The sequence below is a fragment of the Citrobacter sp. Cb023 genome (assembly GCF_030336805.1).
GTDB lineage: Bacteria > Pseudomonadota > Gammaproteobacteria > Enterobacterales > Enterobacteriaceae > Citrobacter > Citrobacter braakii.
Map to the genome: position 1 here is coordinate 379,308 of NZ_JAOWCV010000040.1, position 18,962 is coordinate 398,269.

Genomic DNA, 18,962 nt, shown 5'->3' on the forward strand with positions numbered 1-18,962 from the left:
TAACGGTTTCCTTTCAGGACATTATTATGGAAAACAAGTCTGCTCGTGCCAAAGTCCAGGCTTTTGGTGGGTTTTTGACTGCAATGGTCATTCCCAACATCGGTGCGTTTATTGCCTGGGGTTTTATTACCGCATTATTTATTCCTACTGGTTGGATGCCGAATGAGCATTTCGCCAAAATTGTCGGTCCGATGATTACCTATTTACTGCCCGTCATGATTGGCTCCACAGGGGGACATCTGGTTGGCGGGAAACGCGGTGCGGTGATGGGGGGCATTGGTTCTATTGGCGTTATTGTGGGCGCGGATATCCCGATGTTCCTTGGCGCAATGGTAATGGGGCCGCTTGGCGGTTGGGTGATTAAGCATATCGACCGTCTGCTGGAAAAACGCATTCCTGCAGGCTTCGAGATGGTTATCAATAATTTCTCTCTTGGTATCGCGGGAATGCTCTTATGCTTGCTGGGGTTTGAAGTTATCGGCCCGGCGGTTCTCATTGCCAATAATTTCGTGAAGGAGTGTATTGAAGCGTTGGTTCATGCGGGCTATCTGCCGTTGCTATCCGTAATCAATGAACCGGCAAAAATCCTCTTTCTGAACAATGCCATCGATCAGGGGGTGTATTATCCGCTGGGGATGCAGCAAGCTTCTGAAACGGGAAAATCGATTTTCTTCATGGTGGCATCTAACCCAGGGCCGGGATTAGGTTTGTTACTCGGCTTTGCTATCTTTGGCAAAGGGATGAGTAAAAAGTCTGCGCCAGGCGCTATGATTATCCACTTCCTCGGTGGTATTCATGAACTGTATTTCCCGTATGTGCTGATGAAGCCTCTGACCCTGATCGCGATGATTGCCGGGGGAATGACCGGGACGTGGGTATTCCACCTGCTGGACGGTGGGTTAGTTGCGGGGCCAAGCCCAGGATCTATATTCGCCTATCTGGCATTAACGCCGAAAGGTTCTTTCCTCGCGACCATTGCAGGAGTCACCGCGGGAACCGTTGTTACTTTTGTTATTACCTCTGTCATCCTGAAAATGGAAAAGAACGTTGAAACAGAAAGTGAAGATGACTTTGCTGAATCAGCCAGAACCGTCAAAGCGATGAAGCAGGAAGGGAAATTCTCTTATAAAAACATTAAACGCGTCGCTTTTGTCTGTGATGCAGGAATGGGTTCCAGTGCTATGGGGGCAACCACGTTTCGTAAGCGTCTGGAGAAAGCGGGATTGAATATTACTGTGACGCATTATGCTATCGAAAACGTTCCGCAAGATGCCGATATTATTGTCACCCATGCCAGTCTTGAAGGTCGTGTTAAACGTGTAAGTGAAAAGCCATTAGTGCTGATTAAGAACTATATTGGTGACCCATTGTTGGATGATTTATTTAAACGCATTACTGCGAACTAGCCTTCTTCTATTTTTGGAGTGAATATGAAAACGAAAGTTGCTGCCATATATGGCAAGCAGGATATTCGTATCCGCGAGTTTGAACTGCCTGCAATTACAGATAATGAATTGTTAGTAAGCGTAATATCCGATAGCGTTTGTTTGTCCACCTGGAAAGCAGCAGCATTGGGGAGCGATCATAAACGCGTACCGGACGATCTGGAAAATCATCCGGTTATTACCGGACATGAATGTGCTGGTATCATTGTTGAGGTGGGAAAAAACCTGACGGATAAATATAAGAAAGGTCAGCGTTTTGTGTTGCAACCCGCGATGGGATTGCCAAGTGGATATTCAGCAGGATACAGCTATGAATATTTTGGCGGCAATGCAACATATATGATTATCCCGGAAGTGGCGATTAACCTCGGATGCGTTTTGCCTTACCACGGCTCTTATTTTGCTGCCGCCTCATTGGCTGAACCGATGTGCTGCATTATTGGCGCGTATAACGCGAATTTTCACACCACGCCTTACGTTTATGAGCATCGCATGGGGATTAAGCCAGGGGGGAACATTGCGCTTCTGGCCTGCGCCGGGCCGATGGGTATTGGTGCAATAGATTATGCCATTAACGGGAATATTCAGCCGTCGCGCGTGGTGGTGGTCGACATTGACGAAGCACGACTGGCGCAGGCTAAAAAACTGTTGCCCGTTGAGTTGGCGGCTGAAAAGGGGATTGAGCTCATCTATGTGAATACTACTGGCATGGATTCTCCGACAGCGATGCTGCGAGCGTTAACTCATGACGCAGGTTTTGATGATGTCTTTGTGTATGCGGCAGTGCCTGCAGTTGTTGAGATGGCTGATGATTTACTCGCGGAAGATGGTTGCCTGAATTTTTTTGCCGGCCCTACGGACAGTAACTTCAAAGTGCCGTTTAATTTTTATAACGTGCACTACAACAGCACTCACGTTGTCGGGACATCCGGTGGTTCAACGGATGATATGAAAGAGGCCATTGCGCTCAGTGCAACTGGCCAACTGCAACCGTCGTTTATGGTGACGCACATTGGCGGCCTTGATGCAGTTCCGGAAACTGTTTTGAATTTACCGGCGATCCCCGGCGGTAAGAAGCTGATATATAACGGCGTTACCATGCCACTAACCGCCATTGCTGATTTTGCCGAGAAAGGGAAAACTGACCCATTATTCAAAGAACTGGCGCTACTGGTGGAGGAGACGCACGGTATCTGGAATGAAAAGGCAGAAAAATACCTTTTGGCACACTTTGGCGTTGATATAGGGGAGGCGGCGATATGATGTCGCTGGCATGGCCGCTATTTCGTATCACGGAGCAGGCTGCACTGGCAGCCTGGCCGCAAACCGGGTGCGGCGATAAAAACAAGATTGATGGTCTGGCTGTGACGGCAATGCGGGAAGCATTGAACAGTATTGCCATTCGCGGACGCATCGTTATTGGCGAAGGGGAGATTGATCAAGCCCCGATGCTGTGGATTGGTGAGGAAGTGGGAACCGGCACCGGACCTGAGGTAGATATCGCCGTTGATCCTATTGAAGGAACCCGAATGGTGGCTATGGGGCAAAGCAATGCGCTGGCCGTCATGGCGTTTGCCCCTCGCGGCAGTTTGTTACACGCTCCTGATATGTACATGAAAAAACTGGTTGTTAATCGGTTTGCGAAAGGGGCGATTAATCTGGCGCTGCCGTTGGCAGATAATCTGCGTAATGTGGCAGAGGCGTTGGGTAAACCGCTGGAGCGACTGCGGATGGTGACGCTGGATAAGCCGCGCCTTCAACCAGCGATTGCCGAGGCGACACGGCTTGGCGTCAAGGTCTTTGCTCTGCCCGATGGTGACGTGGCCGCCAGCGTGCTGGCCTGTATGCAGGAGAATCCTTATGATCTGATGTATACCATTGGCGGCGCGCCTGAGGGGGTTATTTCAGCCTGTGCGGTTAAAGCGCTGGGGGGCGATATGCAGGCTGAACTGATTGATTTTTGTGAAGCGAAAGGAAATAACGCAGATAATCGTCTGATTGCGGCACAGGAACATCAGCGCTGCGCGGAAATGGGCGTTGAGATCAACCGGATCTACGCGCTGGACGAACTGGTAGGGGGAAATAAGATCCTATTCAGCGCGACAGGAGTCACGTGCGGCGATCTTGTGAAAGGGATCCAACAGGTTGCGAATGGTGTGCGCACGCAAACTTTACTGATCGGCGGCGCGGATCGAACGTGTAATATAATAGACTCTCTGCATTCATGGTGATTTATCGAGAAACGAATGACGACGCTGACAGAAGACGATGTGCTTGAGCAACTGGATGCTCAAAATAATTTACTCTCGTTTATGACGACGGCACATAACATTTTGCTCCAGGGCATTAAGCGCTTTCTACCGTCGCTGTTCGTTAATAACGATGAAGAGATCGTGGAATATGCAGTGAAGCCGTTACTCGCCCAGAGTGGACCGCTTGACGATATCGACGTTGCGTTACGTCTGATTTATGCGTTGGGAAAAATGGATAAATGGCTTTATGCCGACATCACTCATTTCTCTCAGTTTTATCAGTACCTGAACGAGCAGGATAATATCCCTGGTTTTGCCGATGACATTACCTGGGATTTTGTCAGCAACGTGAACAGTATCACCCGCAACGCAACGCTCTACGGTGCGCTGGAGTCGATGAAATTTGCCGACTTTGCTGCGTGGTCCGAAGTGCGCTTTAGCGCAATGGTCAAGACGGCAATGACGCTGGCAGTGACGGCGATTTTAAAGGAATTAACGCCGTGAAAATCAAACTAACGGTGAATGGGCTACAGGTTGAAGCACATTACCGTGATGATGAGATAGAGAACGTCCACAAACCGTTATTACAACAGCTGGCAAAAATACATGCCACTCACCCGCAGCGACGAACGATCGTTTTTCTCAGCGCACCGCCTGGTACGGGTAAATCGACGCTGACCACTTTCTGGGAATATCTCTCCCGTCAGGAGCCTGGCCTGCCGGAGATCCAGACGCTGCCGATGGATGGCTTCCATCACTACAACACCTGGCTGGATGCTCATAACCTGCGAGCATACAAAGGTGCGCCGGAAACCTTTGATGTGGATAAGCTTGCACAGAATCTACGTTTGATAAGGGAAGGGGAGGGCACCTGGCCTCAGTACGACCGGCAAAAACACGATCCGGTAGAAGCGGCTATAACAGTGACCGCGCCGATTGTGATTGTGGAAGGAAACTGGTTATTACGCGATGATGAAAGGTGGCGGGCGTTAGCTGAGTTTTGTGATTACTCGCTGTTTATTCGTGCACCTGCCAACGCGCTCCGTACACGACTGGTAGGCCGTAAACTGGCGGGCGGACTATCACAAGCAGACGCTGAGGCGTTTTATGAGCGTACCGACGGACCGAATGTTCGTCGGGTACTGGAAGCGAGTCTGCCTGGAGACCTGACGCTGGAGATGCTGGAATCTGGTGAATATCGGATTGCGTGAAGGCCAATTATTCCTGTTAAGCCGTAATGATTATTACGGTTTACTGGAATAATTTCCCCCGGTCTCAGCGGGAAAAATGTGATGTACGTCAGATAACTGTTTTCTTTGGCTGGACAATCATTCCTTTTATTCCGCGTTTCGCTTATTCTAGCTGAAGCGTTTCAGTCGATTAAATGTTCGACAATTAACCAATTAGTCGCAGTTTGCGACAGGTAAGGTTTCCCTGAGCGATTTGCTGCATTACTCTGTCTGCCACATCGTTTCTGAGAAATCCTTGCAGGAGACCTATGACCGTACGCGTAGCGATTAATGGTTTCGGTCGCATCGGACGCAACGTGGTTCGTGCTTTGTATGAATCCGGGCGTCGGGCGGAAATCACCGTGGTGGCAATCAACGAACTGGCGGATGCTGCAGGCATGGCGCATTTGTTGAAATATGACACCAGCCATGGACGTTTTGCCTGGGATGTTCGTCAGGAACGTGACCAGCTCATCGTTGGCGATGACGCGATCCGCATTCTGCATGAGCGAACGCTCGATGCGCTTCCCTGGCGCGAACTGAGTGTCGACGTTGTGCTGGATTGTACGGGGGTCTTCGGCAACCGCGAACACGGCGAGGCGCATATTGCCGCAGGTGCAAAAAAAGTGCTCTTTTCACATCCTGGTAGTCACGACATCGACGCAACCGTTGTGTATGGCGTTAATCAGGATCAGCTGCGCGCTGAACACCGGATCGTTTCCAACGCCTCCTGCACCACGAATTGCATAATACCCGTCATTAAATTGCTGGATGATGCTTACGGCATTGAGTCTGGTACCGTCACCACGATCCACTCCGCGATGCACGATCAGCAGGTTATTGATGCCTATCATCCTGACCTGCGTCGCACGCGAGCGGCCAGCCAGTCTATTATTCCGGTTGATACCAAACTGGCGGCGGGCATCACGCGAATTTTCCCGCAGTTTAACGATCGTTTTGAAGCGATTGCGGTGCGTGTACCGACCATAAATGTGACGGCGATCGACTTAAGCGTGACGGTGAAAAAACCAGTAAAAGCCAGTGAAGTCAACCAGTTGCTGCAAAAAGCAGCACAAGGTGCATTTCATGGTATAGTTGACTATACGGAATTACCGTTGGTCTCTGTAGATTTTAACCACGACCCGCACAGCGCCATCGTTGATGGTACGCAAACGCGCGTGAGTGGCGCTCACCTGATCAAAACGCTGGTCTGGTGTGATAATGAATGGGGCTTTGCTAACCGTATGCTCGACACAACGTTAGCGATGGCTGCTATTGGTTTCAGGCTCGACGCTTGAGCGTCGACAAAACTTTATGAATCAACGAGAGGATTCACCATGTCTGTAATTAAGATGACCGATCTGGATCTGGCTGGTAAACGCGTTTTTATCCGTGCGGACCTGAACGTACCAGTTAAAGAAGGGAAAGTAACCAGCGATGCGCGTATCCGTGCTTCCCTGCCGACCATCGAACTGGCCCTGAAACAGGGTGCTAAAGTGATGGTAACTTCCCACCTGGGTCGTCCTACCGAAGGCGAGTACAACGAAGAATTCTCTCTGCTGCCGGTTGTTAACTACCTGAAAGACAAACTGTCTGCTCCGGTTCGCCTGGTAAAAGATTACCTGGACGGCGTTGAAGTCGCTGCCGGTGAACTGGTTGTTCTGGAAAACGTTCGCTTCAACAAAGGCGAGAAGAAAGACGACGAAGCACTGTCCAAAAAATACGCTGCGCTGTGTGACGTATTCGTAATGGACGCTTTCGGTACCGCTCACCGTGCGCAGGCTTCTACCCACGGTATCGGTAAATTCGCCGACGTAGCTTGCGCAGGTCCGCTGCTGGCTGCTGAGCTGGATGCGCTGGGTAAAGCGCTGAAAGAACCTGCTCGTCCGATGGTGGCTATCGTTGGTGGTTCTAAAGTTTCTACCAAACTGACCGTTCTGGACTCTCTGTCAAAAATCGCTGACCAGCTGATCGTTGGTGGTGGTATCGCGAACACCTTCGTTGCTGCTCAAGGCCACAACGTCGGCAAATCCCTGTACGAAGCTGACCTGGTTGATGAAGCTAAGCGTCTGCTGACGACTTGCGATATTCCGGTCCCGACTGACGTTCGCGTAGCGACTGAATTCTCTGAAACTGCACCGGCTACGCTTAAATCCGTTAGCGATGTAAAAGAAGACGAGCAGATCCTGGATATCGGCGACGCTTCTGCACAGCAGCTGGCTGACATCCTGAAGAATGCGAAAACCATTCTGTGGAACGGCCCGGTTGGCGTGTTCGAATTCCCGAACTTCCGCAAAGGTACTGAAATCGTTGCTAATGCTATCGCAGACAGCGAAGCATTCTCTATCGCAGGCGGCGGTGACACCCTGGCAGCAATCGACCTGTTCGGCATTGCTGACAAAATCTCCTACATCTCTACTGGCGGCGGCGCATTCCTCGAATTCGTGGAAGGCAAAGTACTGCCAGCAGTAGCCATGCTCGAAGAGCGTGCTAAAAAGTAAGACATTGATGGGCAGGGAAACCTGCCCAATTATTAGCGCGCTGTCGAGCGCGCCCCCCTTTCCAAGGCCGAAGATACAGGACTCGCAACATGTCTAAAATTTTTGATTTCGTAAAACCAGGCGTAATCACTGGTGATGACGTACAGAAAGTTTTCCAGGTAGCTAAAGAAAACAACTTTGCTCTGCCAGCTGTTAACTGCGTTGGTACCGACTCCATCAACGCCGTTCTGGAAACCGCTGCAAAAGTTAAAGCGCCGGTAATCGTCCAGTTCTCCAACGGTGGTGCTTCTTTCATCGCGGGTAAAGGCGTGAAGTCTGACGTTCCTCAGGGCGCTGCAATCCTGGGTGCTATCTCTGGTGCGCATCACGTTCACCAGATGGCTGAACACTATGGTGTTCCGGTTATCCTGCACACTGACCACTGCGCGAAGAAACTGCTGCCGTGGATCGACGGTCTGCTGGACGCGGGTGAAAAACACTTCGCAGCAACTGGCAAACCGCTATTCTCTTCTCACATGATCGACCTGTCTGAAGAGTCTCTGGAAGAGAACATCGAAATCTGCTCCAAATACCTGGCGCGCATGTCCAAAATGGGCATGACTCTGGAAATCGAACTGGGTTGCACCGGTGGTGAAGAAGACGGCGTGGACAACAGCCACATGGACGCTTCTGCACTGTACACCCAACCGGAAGACGTTGACTACGCATACACCGAGCTGAGCAAAATCAGCCCGCGTTTCACCATCGCAGCGTCCTTCGGTAACGTACACGGCGTTTACAAGCCGGGTAACGTAGTTCTGACCCCGACCATCCTGCGCGACTCTCAGGACTATGTTTCTAAGAAACATAACCTGCCTCATAACAGCCTGAACTTCGTCTTCCACGGTGGTTCCGGTTCTACTGCTCAGGAAATCAAAGACTCCGTAAGCTACGGCGTAGTGAAAATGAACATCGACACCGATACCCAATGGGCTACCTGGGAAGGCGTTCTGAACTACTACAAAGCAAACGAAGCTTACCTGCAGGGTCAGTTGGGCAACCCGAAAGGCGAAGATCAGCCGAACAAGAAATACTACGATCCGCGCGTATGGCTGCGTGCTGGTCAGGCAACCATGATCACCCGTCTGGAACAGGCTTTCAAAGAACTGAACGCGGTTGACGTTCTGTAATTTACGCCGTCCAACGTGACATGAGGCCCGCAAATGCGGGCCTTTTTTATTGCCATTTCAATGTGCTGCTGACAGAGAATTCTGTGATCTGTTTGGCAAAATCTGAGTTTATTGTTTACCCTTGTCAGGTTGCCAGTCCCGTTAGGGCGGCTTTATTTCTCCCGTTTGGGTAAGCAAAAAAGGAATATTGAATGGAAGATTTGAATGTTGTCGACAGCATAAACGGTGCGGGCACCTGGCTGGTCCGCAATCAGGAGCTACTGTTGAGCTATGCCGTCAACATCGTTGCGGCTCTCGCGATTGTCATTATCGGTATGATCGTGGCGCGTATCGTATCAAACACCGTTAACCGCCTGATGCTGGCGCGTAAAATTGATGCCACCGTTGCCGACTTTCTTTCTGCACTGGTGCGCTACGGTATTATCGCTTTCACGCTGATTGCCGCGCTGGGTCGCGTTGGGGTGCAAACTGCCTCCGTGATCGCCGTTCTCGGTGCCGCAGGTTTAGCTGTCGGTCTGGCGCTGCAAGGGTCGCTGTCCAACCTCGCCGCAGGCGTGCTGCTGGTGATGTTCCGTCCGTTCCGCGCGGGTGAATATGTAGACCTTGGCGGCGTTGCGGGAACCGTGCTTAACGTGCAGATTTTCTCCACAACTATGCGTACCGTAGACGGTAAGATTGTGGTGATCCCAAACGGTAAAATCATTGCCGGGAACATCATTAACTTCTCTCGCGAGCCGGTCCGTCGTAACGAATTTATTATCGGCGTGGCCTACGACTCCGATATCGATCAGGTGAAAAAAATCCTCACTGATATCATCCAGTCTGAAGATCGCATCCTAAAAGACCGTGAAATGACGGTACGCCTGAATGAGCTGGGCGCTTCCTCGATTAATTTCGTCGTACGCGTCTGGAGCAACAGCAGCGATCTGCAAAGCGTCTACTGGGATGTACTGGAGCGCATTAAGCGCGAGTTTGACGCCAACGGTATCAGCTTCCCGTACCCGCAGATGGATGTGAACTTTAAACGCGTGAAAGAGAACGCGACCGAGTAACTTCAGCTAAAAACGCCCGCCAGAGAGAGGCGGGCGTTAATTTATCTCGTCTTGTTAAGAATTGCGCTGACACCCTGCATCAGCTCGCCAACATCGTTTATTCCTTTACTTTCCTGTTGGGCAATCCATTCGGCCTGAACGTGCTGATAACCGGTAGCGGCTTGCCACGCATTCAGCTCGCTGTTGGTCAGGTAGTGAACGCGTGCGCCCTCTTTTGCCATCTTTTTCGCCATTGCGGTCAGGCTTGCGTCCTGCACTGCGCCAATACGCTTTTGCGTCATGGCGGCGGCCCGATTGATGGCTGCGCGATCTTTCACATCCAGGCTATCCCAGACGTCTTTATTCATCACCAGAAGATAAACGTGTCCGAGCCAGAGCGAAGGGGAGAGCTGAATATAGGGGGCCGCCCGCTGGGCATGGATATCATCTCCGCTGTCGAGGTTAACCATCAGGCCGTCAAGCTGTCCGGTCTGAAGCGCATCGGTAATTTTTTCATTCCATGGCATGCTGACCGGCACGCCGCCCGCGTTGCGTAAAAATGATTGATGCCAAAAGCTGGCGGTCCGCCATTGGCTTGCATTCAGCTGTGCCAAATCGACGTTCGGCCTGGTCGTAAAAAATCCAACCGGATAGCCGAGGAAAAACTGAAGATTCACCAGATTGTTGTTTTCCAGCTCGCGACCAAACTGGCGATACTCGCGGAAAATCCGCTGAAAGGCGTTAACCTGCGCTTCACCACGACCCGGTCCGAGGGGAAAGCTCTTAAAAATCTGGTGTCGCGGCAGTTGTTCGGGCGTGTACTCAGGGACCACGATCCCCATATCCGCCACGCTGCCCTGGCCGATCGTTTTTAAGGCGTCATAGCTGGTGGACAGCTCGCCGTTCCAGTGAGCGTCGATTTTCAAACGTCCAAGCGACTCTTGTTCGATCGCGCGAAAAAAAGTCTCTTTTATGAGCCGGGTACGCATGTTGCCATATGGCTCGTGATCGGTATAGCGCAGCGTTCTGTCTGCGCTGGCGACAGTGGGCCACAAACTGGTAACTATCAGCGAGGCACAGAAGAGAAAAATGTTCGCGTTATGCTTCATACCCATTCCTTTGGTATAGACAGATTTATCTTTCAGCATACCTCGGGTAACGCACAATCGCTATTGTCAGAGACTGAATATGGAGGGGAGTGTGCGCGGTATTATTAATAATGCTAATTACTGATTAATATTATCCATTTCCTCTAATGAATCCCGCGCAGTATAGTCTGCCCACAAGACAATTATGTGAGATGTTTTACATGTTATCCTACTATTTTCAAGGGCTTGCGCTTGGTGCAGCCATGATACTTCCGCTTGGTCCACAAAATGCCTTCGTGATGAATCAGGGGATCCGTCGTCAGTATCACATCATGATTGCTTTACTCTGCGCTATCAGTGATTTAGTGCTGATTTGCGCGGGTATCTTCGGCGGTAGCGCCTTGCTGATGCAGTCGCCATGGCTGATGGCGCTGGTCACCTGGGGCGGGGTCGCATTTTTACTCTGGTACGGATTCGGTGCGCTAAAAACGGCGATGAGCAGTAATCTGGAACTGGCCAGCGCCGAAGTGATGAAGCAGGGGCGCTGGAAAATCATCGCCACTATGCTGGCGGTGACATGGCTCAACCCACATGTTTACCTGGATACTTTTGTGGTGCTCGGGAGTCTGGGGGGACAACTGGACGTTGAGCCTAAACGCTGGTTTGCACTGGGAACCGTCAGCGCTTCGTTCCTGTGGTTCTTCGGTCTGGCATTGCTGGCGGCCTGGCTGGCACCGCGTCTGCGAACTGCGAAAGCACAGCGCATCATCAATACGCTGGTAGGATTAGTGATGTGGTTTATCGCTTTTCAGCTGGCAAAAGAAGGTGTTGCGCACGTTCATGCGCTGTTCAACTAAGTGTTGTCTGATGGACAACGCAGCGAGATCGGCTAAGCTTGCCTGCATGTGCCCTGAGTTTTGGGGTAATTAATGAAACATGGAGGAACGACCGTGAAGTTCAAAATAATGGCCATGGCGGCATTAGTCGGATTCAGCGCACTATCGGTACAGGCAAATGAGTTGCCAAATGGACCGCACATCGTGACTTCCGGAACGGCAAGCGTAGATGCAACACCAGACATCGCCACCCTGGCGATTGAAGTGAACGTTGCTGCAAAGGATGCGGCTTCCGCGAAGAAGCAGGCCGATGAGCGCGTGGCGCAATATCTGTCTTTCCTTGAACAGAACCAGATAGCGAAGAAAGACATTAGCGCTGCAAACTTGCGTACGCAGCCGGACTACGACTACCAGAACGGCAAAAGCATCCTCAAAGGTTATCGTGCAGTGCGCACCGTTGAAGTCACGCTGCGTCAGTTGGACAAACTCAACGCTCTGCTTGATGGCGCGCTGAAGGCCGGTCTGAATGAGATTCGTTCGGTATCGCTGGGCGTTGCCCAGCCGGATGCTTACAAAGACAGGGCGCGTAAAGCGGCGATTGATGATGCTGTTCATCAGGCTGAACAGCTGGCCGCGGGCTTTAATAGCAAACTGGGTCCCGTTTACAGTGTGCGTTACCACGTTTCCAATTATCAACCGAGCCCGATGGTACGGATGATGAAAGCAGATGCAGCGCCTGCAACCTCCGCTCAGGAAACCTACGAACAGCCGGTTATTCAGTTTGACGATCAGGTTGATGTCGTCTTCCAGATTGAGCCTACAATAACCAATAAGTAGTCTTGATAAGGCGTAAGTCGCCATCCGGCAAGATTTTAGCCTGATGGCGATGCTTACGCGTCTCATCAGGCCGACAAAACATTCCAGCCGGTTTTTTCTGTGAGCAACTGTAAAAATGAGACCTCACATTCAGTCTTTTTTTTCGTGGTAATGAGGATAGGCCATAGCGATTTTTAAGGGGACGCTATGGATATTTTTATCTCGAAAAAGATGCGTAATTTCATTCTGCTGGCGCAAACCAATAACATCGCCAGAGCGGCAGAAAAAATACATATGACCGCATCGCCTTTCGGTAAAAGCATTGCTGCACTGGAAGATCAAATCGGCTATACGCTGTTTACCCGTAAAGATAACAACATCAGCCTGAATAAAGCCGGACAGGAGCTGTATCAGAAGCTGTTTCCCGTCTATCAGCGCCTCTCTGCCATTGATAACGAAATCCATAACGCCTCTTGTCGCTCGCGGGAAATCGTCATCGGTATCGATAATACTTATCCAACGATTATTTTTGACCAGTTGATTAGCCTTGGCGATAAATATGACGGCGTGACGGCCCAGGCCGTTGAATTCAGTGAGAATGGGGTGATTGATAATCTGTTCGACCGCAAACTGGATTTCATTATCTCGCCACAGCACGTTTCCCCCCGCGTACAGGAGTTGGAAAATTTGGCGATCAGCGAACTGTCTCCGCTGCGTCTGGGGTTTCTCGTTTCCCGGCGCTACGAAGAGAAACAGCCGCAGGATCTGCTGCGCGAGCTACCCTGGCTGCAAATGCGCTTCCAGAATCGCGCCAACTTTGAGGCAATGCTGGATGCTTATATGCGGCCCTGCGGGATCAATCCGACGATTATCTACCGTCCGTACAGCTTTATGGCCAAGATTAGCGCGGTGGAGCGCGGGCAGTTTTTGACGGTGATTCCTCATTTTGCCTGGCGGCTGGTGAATCCGTCGACGCTAAAGTATTTCGACGCGCCCGGCAGCCCCATGTATATGCAGGAGTTTCTCTATTCGCTGAAAAATCATCGCTATACCGGCACCATGCTCCAGCATATTGCTGAAGATCGTGACGGTACGGCAAGTTAACCGAGCATCGATCCTGTCTCGAGAAGGTTGCGATGCAGATCGAACGCATGGCTGAGATCGTGATGGATATGCCCGCCGGGCGCTTTTTCCAGATAGCGGTGCAGGTAGTCCCGGTAAAGGGGATGCGCACAGTTATCGATAATCGTGTGCGCCCGCTGCATCGGAGATAACCCACGCAGATCGGCAATCCCTTGTTCGGTCACGATCACTTTAACGCTATGTTCGCTGTGGTCGACATGGCTGCACATCGGCACGATGGTTGAGATTTTCCCGCCTTTGGCAATCGACGGCGCCATAAAGATAGACAGATAGGCGTTGCGCTCGAAATCCCCGCTGCCGCCGATACCGTTCATCAGGTTCACGCCCGCAACGTGCGTGGAATTGGCATGGCCGTAGATATCAAACTCAAGCCCAACGTTGAGTGCAATGACCCCCAGCCGACGGATGATTTCCGGGTTATTGGAGATCTCCTGCGGGCGCAGCACAATTCGGCTGACGAAGAAGTCCATGTTGTCGTAAATCTTCTGTAGCGACGGGGCTGAGATGGTCAGGCTGGAGGCGCTGGCACCGGTGATCTTGCCCGTTTCCAGCAGATGCACCACCGATTCCTGTAACACCTCTGAATACATCATAAAGGGCGGGATATCCGGATTCTCTCCCAGTCTCGCCATTACCGCGTTGTTGATATTGCCCACGCCGCTTTGTAAGGGCAGAAACTCTGCTGGAATGCGTTTGTGCGCCATTTCTGCCAGTAGGAAAGTGACGACGTTATCGGCAATTTGTTGGCTGACCGGATTGGTTTTATCCGACGCATTCCCGGCATCGGGCTGCTCGGTATCCACCACCGCTACCACTTTCCTGGGGTCTATCTGCACGCACTGACTGCCCACGCGATCCATGGTATGAAATATGGGCACGCTGTTACGCCGCGGCGGTGCGCCGGGTATTACGATGTCGGCAAACTCAGCCACGCGTGGATTATGGTAATGATTCAACTCGATAATCACCTTTTTCGCCCGCAGCAGCCAGGTGGGTGCATTGCCAATACCGCTGGAAAGCCAAATCCGGCCATCCGGCGCAATGGCGGAAGCTTCAATGACGGCAACATCGATATCGCCAAAAAAGCCGTAATTAACCATCTGCGCGACTTCGCTCAAATGGAGATCGACAAACCTCACCTGGCCCTGGTTAATTTTCTCGCGCAGGCCAGATGAGGTTTGATAAGGCGCACGCCAGGAAACGGCATCCGCCGCGGATAGTGCATCATCAGCGGCGGCGCCAATTGACGCCCCGGTCAACAGGCGGATCTGAAAAGGCTGCCCGTCCTGATGCCGTTCGCAGGCGCGTTGGGCAATTGCGGTGGGTAACGCTTTTGGCGAACCCGCGGGGGTAAAGCCGCTGAACGCCACCATATCATCGTGCTGGATAATTTCTGCCGCCTGTTCGGCGCTCATCCGTTTCATGGCCGTCTCCTTCGTCGGACGTGATTAATGGCCAACAAAATTAGGTTTACGTTTTTCCATAAACGCGTTCATCCCTTCCTGATAATCCTCGCTGTCATACACCGCGCGGCGCATGCCCTGAATGCGCTCGAATTCGTCAGAGTTCATGGTGTGTGCTTCGCCCAACACGCGCAGTTCTTCTTTGATGACGGCGATTGCCAGCGGCGCTTTTTCCGAGATGTGATGCGCCATTTGCAGGGTGAAATCTTCCAGTTCCTCGGTTGGAACGACATGGTTGAGGATCCCGACCGCCATAGCGCGTTGAGCGGTGATGGGCGAGGCGGTAAAAATCAGCTCCTTAACGATGTGAAAACCAGCGTCGCGGGTCAGGTTGTGGATGCCCACCAGGTTATAGGGCACGCCGAGGTTGACCGGGGTCATGGAGAAGGTAGACGTACTGGCTGCGATGATCAGATCGGAACTCATGATCATCTCAAACGCGCCGCCCCAGACGCTGCCTTCAACCATGGAGATCACCGGCTTCGGATATTTTTGGATCATACGAGTTATCTGACGCAGCGGATCGTCATAAGAGAGCGGATCGCGACGTCCGGTGGGGAGTTCATGAATATCATGCCCGGCAGAGAACACTTTGGCCCCGCTCGGGGCGCGCAGAATGATGCAGCGAATGTCCGGACGATTGAGGTCGCTCAGCGCCTGCATCAGATCGTCAATAAACACTTTACTCAGGGCATTGAGCTTGCGGGCGTAATTGAACTCAATGACCGCGACTTTCTGGATGATGACCACGTTGACGTATTGATAAGACATAATGTTCTCTTTATTGAAAGTAATGATGCTGGATAAATTCGCTGATGTGCCGCAGGCCGGTGCGCGGCGAAAGATCATTGTTTTTGACGGCCAGCAGCGTCTGCTGGAAATACTGGTCGAAATCAGCCCGTGCAAACAGCAGATGCAGGGCTTCTTCTTCAGCCTGCTTGTGTAGCCATTCCACCGCCTGCTGCTGGCGGACTTTTTCCAGTCGACCGCTGGCGGTAAGGCACGTTTTAAAGTCGGTTATCGCCTGCCAAACCTCCTCAATGCCGCGTTTTTCCAGGGCGCTACAGGTCAGAACCTGCGGCTGCCACTCGTCATATTTGCGGCGCAGAATATGCAGGGCGGATTCGTACATATGGCGGGCGATGGCAACGCTGGTACGGTTATCACCGTCGTCCTTGTTGATGACGACCAGATCCGCCATCTCCATCAGGCCTTTTTTGATGCCCTGCAAATCGTCGCCACCGCCGGCGATTTGCAGTGAGAGAAAGCAATCCACCATGCCTGCGACTTCGGTTTCCGACTGCCCAACGCCGACGGTTTCCACAATCACCACGTTGAAGCCAGCCGCCTCGCACAGCAGCATTAATTCGCGGGCGCGCTGGCTGGCGCCGCCTAAATGACCGCTGGAAGGAACCGGACGTATAAACGCAGATTCTGCGCGAGCCAGTTCCGTCATGCGGGTTTTATCACCCAGAATGCTGCCGCCGCTAACCGGGCTGCTGGGATCGACGGCGATCACCGCTACCCGTAACCCGCGGCGAATCAACAGCATGCCGAATGCTTCCAGAAAGGTGCTTTTACCCGCGCCCGGCGTGCCGGTGATCCCCAGACGCAGGGCGTTACCGGTGAACGGCATAATCGCGTCCAGCAATTGCGTACTCAGCGGCTGGTGGCGCGGGTGATTGCTTTCGACCAGCGTCATCGCCTGGGCGAGCGTAGCCCGTTCACCGAGTCGCAAGCGGCGGACGGTATCCTCAAGCGTGGTGGCGTTAATCATGATGTTTACTGATACGGGTTAACACATCGCGGACGCTGTCGAGCATCGGCGTGCCGGGGCCATAAATGGCTGCCACGCCATGTTCGTGTAGAAAAGCGTAATCCTGTGGCGGAATAACCCCGCCGGCGACGACGCAAATGTCTTCGCGTCCCCAGCCTTTGAGCGCGGTGACCAGCTCCGGGATCAATGTCTTATGACCCGCCGCCAGCGATGATGCGCCAATGACATGCACATCGTTTTCTACCGCCAGACGGGCAATTTCCTCCGGTGTGGAGAACATCGGGCTGAGATCGACATCGAAGCCGAGATCGGAGTAGGCGCTGGCGATCACTTTTGCGCCGCGATCGTGGCCGTCCTGACCCATCTTGGCGATCAGAATACGCGGGCGGCGGCCATTTTCTGCGAGGAACTGTTCGGTTTGCGCAACAATGGCATCGAACTCATCGGCGGATTTGTCGGACTGGTGATAGCTTTGTGCAATTACCCCGGTAACGCACTGGCTGGGAACCAGATAACGGTCAAAGGCGGCCTCGAGCGCATCGGAGATTTCACCGAGCGTGGCGCGAACGCGGGCGGCGTTGACGGCGGCGGCCAGCAGATTTTCATTCTGCTGCGCGGCGTGGGTCAGCGCGGATAGCGCGGCTTTAACCGCATCATTGTCGCGGGTGGCGCGGATATGCTGCAGTGAGGCAATCTGCTCGTTGCGCACCTTCACGTTGTCGATCTCCAGCACCGACGTGTCGTCTTCTTTATCCAGCTTGTATTTGTTCACCCCGACGATAACGCGCTTACCCTGGTCGATCAGCGACTGTTCGCGCGCGGACGCTTCTTCGATCATCCGTTTAGGAAGCCCGGCTTCAATCGCCTTCGCCATGCCGCCTGCCTCATCAATCTGCTTGATGATCGTGCGCGCCTGCTTCACGATTTGATCGGTGAGTGATTCGACGTAATACGATCCGGCCAGCGGATCGACGGTGCGGCAGATCTCTGATTCTTCCTGAATGATGATCTGCGTATTACGCGCAATACGGGCGGAGAAATCGGTGGGCAGACCGAGCGCTTCATCAAAAGCGTTGGTATGCAGAGACTGGGTGCCGCCAAGCGTAGCGCCGAGCGCTTCAATGGTGGTTCGTACCACGTTGTTGTACGGGTCCTGCTCGGTCAGGCTCCAGCCTGAGGTCTGGCAGTGGGTACGCAGAGCGAGAGATTTCGGGTTGGTCGCGCCAAAACTGCTGACCGCTTCGCTCCACAGATACCGTGCAGCGCGCAGCATGGCGACATTCATAAACAGATCCATGCCGATGCCGAAGAAGAATGACAGGCGCGGGGCGAAGTCATCAATTTTCAGTCCGGCGGAAAGCGCGGCCTTGATGTATTCAATACCGTCTGCCAGCGTAAACGCCACCTGCTGTACGCAGTTTGCCCCGGCTTCACCCATGTGATAGCCGCTGATGCTGATGGTATTAAAGCGCGGCATGTTGCCTGAGCACCAGGCGATGATGTCGGCGATAATGCGCATGGAGGGTTTTGGCGGATAAATGTAGGTGTTGCGGCACAAGTACTCTTTCAGAATATCGTTCTGAATGGTCCCGGTGAGCTGTTCCGGCGTCACGCCTTGCTCCTGCGCCGCGACGATATAAAACGCCAGTACCGGCAGCACCGCGCCGTTCATGGTCATCGATACCGACATCTTATCCAGCGGGATCTGGTCGAACAGCACCTTCATATCTTCGACGGTATCGATCGCCACGCCGGCTTTGCCGACGTCGCCCGCCACGCGCGGGTTGTCTGAGTCATAGCCACGATGAGTGGCAAGGTCAAAGGCAACGGAAAGCCCTTTTTGCCCAGCGGCGAGGTTACGGCGGTAAAAGGCGTTGGACTCTTTGGCGGTAGAGAAACCGGCGTATTGGCGAATAGTCCACGGCTGCGCGGTATACATAGTGGCGCGCGGGCCACGCACGTAAGGCGGCAGACCGGGCAGGGTGCCCGTGACTTCCAGATTATCGAGATCCGCTTCGGTGTACAGCGGCTTGATGACAATCCCTTCCGCCGTCTGTCTTTCCAGCGACTCAACGGTTTTTTCCCGTCGACTGAGTTCTTTATTGGCGAGTGTTTGCCACTCCTGCACGTTTGCCATTTTTTGCTCCGTATTACGCAATAAGTTGAATCTTTGCGAATACGGTGTGCTTTTTCATTTGGCTTGTCGCCAGCA

17 protein-coding genes are annotated in these 18,962 nt (G+C 52.6%); 12 read left to right on the forward strand and 5 right to left on the reverse strand.

What is annotated here, in order from left to right; translation table 11 throughout:
- The first annotated feature begins 26 nt into the window (after positions 1-26).
- The 9 genes from OGW44_RS22705 to OGW44_RS22745 all read left to right on the forward strand — a co-directional run bounded on the left by OGW44_RS22705 (position 27) and on the right by OGW44_RS22745 (position 9,648).
- Complete coding sequence (locus OGW44_RS22705; RefSeq protein ID WP_016154384.1) at positions 27-1,406, forward strand: PTS mannitol transporter subunit IIBC; 1,380 nt, start codon at positions 27-29, stop codon at positions 1,404-1,406.
- A 24-nt stretch (positions 1,407-1,430) separates the two neighbouring features.
- Positions 1,431-2,708, forward strand: coding sequence for a zinc-binding dehydrogenase (locus OGW44_RS22710; RefSeq protein WP_016154383.1), 1,278 nt, complete (start codon positions 1,431-1,433; stop codon positions 2,706-2,708).
- Positions 2,705-3,676 carry a class II fructose-bisphosphatase gene (gene glpX, locus OGW44_RS22715; RefSeq protein WP_185654442.1) on the forward strand — a complete coding sequence of 324 codons (972 nt, stop codon included), beginning with the start codon at positions 2,705-2,707 and terminating at the stop codon, positions 3,674-3,676. The genes OGW44_RS22710 and glpX overlap by 4 nt, the downstream gene beginning before the upstream one ends.
- 15 nt (positions 3,677-3,691) lie before the next feature.
- The gene (locus OGW44_RS22720) at positions 3,692-4,201 is read left to right on the forward strand and encodes an MltR family transcriptional regulator (protein WP_016154381.1); all 510 of its coding nucleotides are present in this window, start codon (positions 3,692-3,694) and stop codon (positions 4,199-4,201) included.
- Positions 4,198-4,908: a nucleoside/nucleotide kinase family protein gene (locus OGW44_RS22725; protein ID WP_047414447.1), complete on the forward strand. Its 711-nt coding sequence runs from the start codon at positions 4,198-4,200 to the stop codon at positions 4,906-4,908. Before OGW44_RS22720 ends, OGW44_RS22725 begins: the two co-directional genes overlap by 4 nt.
- Positions 4,909-5,195: 287 nt before the next feature.
- A complete protein-coding gene (gene epd, locus OGW44_RS22730; protein ID WP_016154379.1) occupies positions 5,196-6,224 on the forward strand; it encodes an erythrose-4-phosphate dehydrogenase in 1,029 nt (342 codons plus the stop codon).
- Positions 6,225-6,263: 39 nt separating this feature from the next.
- Complete coding sequence (gene pgk / locus OGW44_RS22735) at positions 6,264-7,427, forward strand: phosphoglycerate kinase (RefSeq protein ID WP_003027032.1); 1,164 nt, start codon at positions 6,264-6,266, stop codon at positions 7,425-7,427.
- An 89-nt stretch (positions 7,428-7,516) separates the two neighbouring features.
- Positions 7,517-8,596, forward strand: coding sequence for a class II fructose-bisphosphate aldolase (gene fbaA, locus OGW44_RS22740; RefSeq protein WP_003027029.1), 1,080 nt, complete (start codon positions 7,517-7,519; stop codon positions 8,594-8,596).
- 191 nt (positions 8,597-8,787) lie between these two features.
- A complete protein-coding gene (locus OGW44_RS22745) occupies positions 8,788-9,648 on the forward strand; it encodes a small-conductance mechanosensitive channel MscS (protein ID WP_019077645.1) in 861 nt (286 codons plus the stop codon).
- A gap of 41 nt (positions 9,649-9,689) precedes the next feature.
- On the opposite strand, the gene dctP is transcribed toward OGW44_RS22745, so the two are convergent.
- Positions 9,690-10,736 (reverse strand): TRAP transporter substrate-binding protein DctP, encoded by a 1,047-nt coding sequence (gene dctP / locus OGW44_RS22750; protein WP_185654443.1) that lies wholly within the window; start codon positions 10,734-10,736, stop codon positions 9,690-9,692.
- 200 nt (positions 10,737-10,936) lie between these two features.
- Here dctP and argO point away from each other — a divergent pair, with 200 nt between their 5' ends.
- From argO to srsR, 3 genes are all read left to right on the forward strand, one after another.
- Positions 10,937-11,572 carry an arginine exporter ArgO gene (argO, locus tag OGW44_RS22755; protein WP_003027005.1) on the forward strand — a complete coding sequence of 212 codons (636 nt, stop codon included), beginning with the start codon at positions 10,937-10,939 and terminating at the stop codon, positions 11,570-11,572.
- Between the two features lie 93 nt (positions 11,573-11,665).
- Positions 11,666-12,388 (forward strand): oxidative stress defense protein, encoded by a 723-nt coding sequence (locus OGW44_RS22760; RefSeq protein WP_185654444.1) that lies wholly within the window; start codon positions 11,666-11,668, stop codon positions 12,386-12,388.
- 186 nt (positions 12,389-12,574) lie between these two features.
- Positions 12,575-13,471, forward strand: coding sequence for a LysR family transcriptional regulator SrsR (srsR, locus tag OGW44_RS22765; protein WP_016154369.1), 897 nt, complete (start codon positions 12,575-12,577; stop codon positions 13,469-13,471).
- On the opposite strand, the gene scpC is transcribed toward srsR, so the two are convergent.
- The 4 genes from scpC to scpA are packed head-to-tail and all read right to left on the reverse strand — an operon-like array spanning position 13,468 to position 18,887.
- Complete coding sequence (gene scpC / locus OGW44_RS22770; RefSeq protein ID WP_185654445.1) at positions 13,468-14,934, reverse strand: succinyl-CoA:acetate CoA-transferase ScpC; 1,467 nt, start codon at positions 14,932-14,934, stop codon at positions 13,468-13,470. The genes srsR and scpC overlap by 4 nt on opposite strands.
- Before the next feature lie 24 nt (positions 14,935-14,958).
- The gene (scpB, locus tag OGW44_RS22775; protein ID WP_049041966.1) at positions 14,959-15,744 is read right to left on the reverse strand and encodes a methylmalonyl-CoA decarboxylase; all 786 of its coding nucleotides are present in this window, start codon (positions 15,742-15,744) and stop codon (positions 14,959-14,961) included.
- Positions 15,745-15,754: 10 nt separating this feature from the next.
- Positions 15,755-16,750 carry a methylmalonyl Co-A mutase-associated GTPase MeaB gene (gene meaB, locus OGW44_RS22780; protein ID WP_047357829.1) on the reverse strand — a complete coding sequence of 332 codons (996 nt, stop codon included), beginning with the start codon at positions 16,748-16,750 and terminating at the stop codon, positions 15,755-15,757.
- Entirely contained in the window at positions 16,743-18,887 is a 2,145-nt protein-coding gene (scpA, locus tag OGW44_RS22785) for a methylmalonyl-CoA mutase (protein WP_185654446.1), read from the reverse strand. Before scpA ends, meaB begins: the two co-directional genes overlap by 8 nt.
- Between the last annotated feature and the right edge of the window lie 75 nt (positions 18,888-18,962).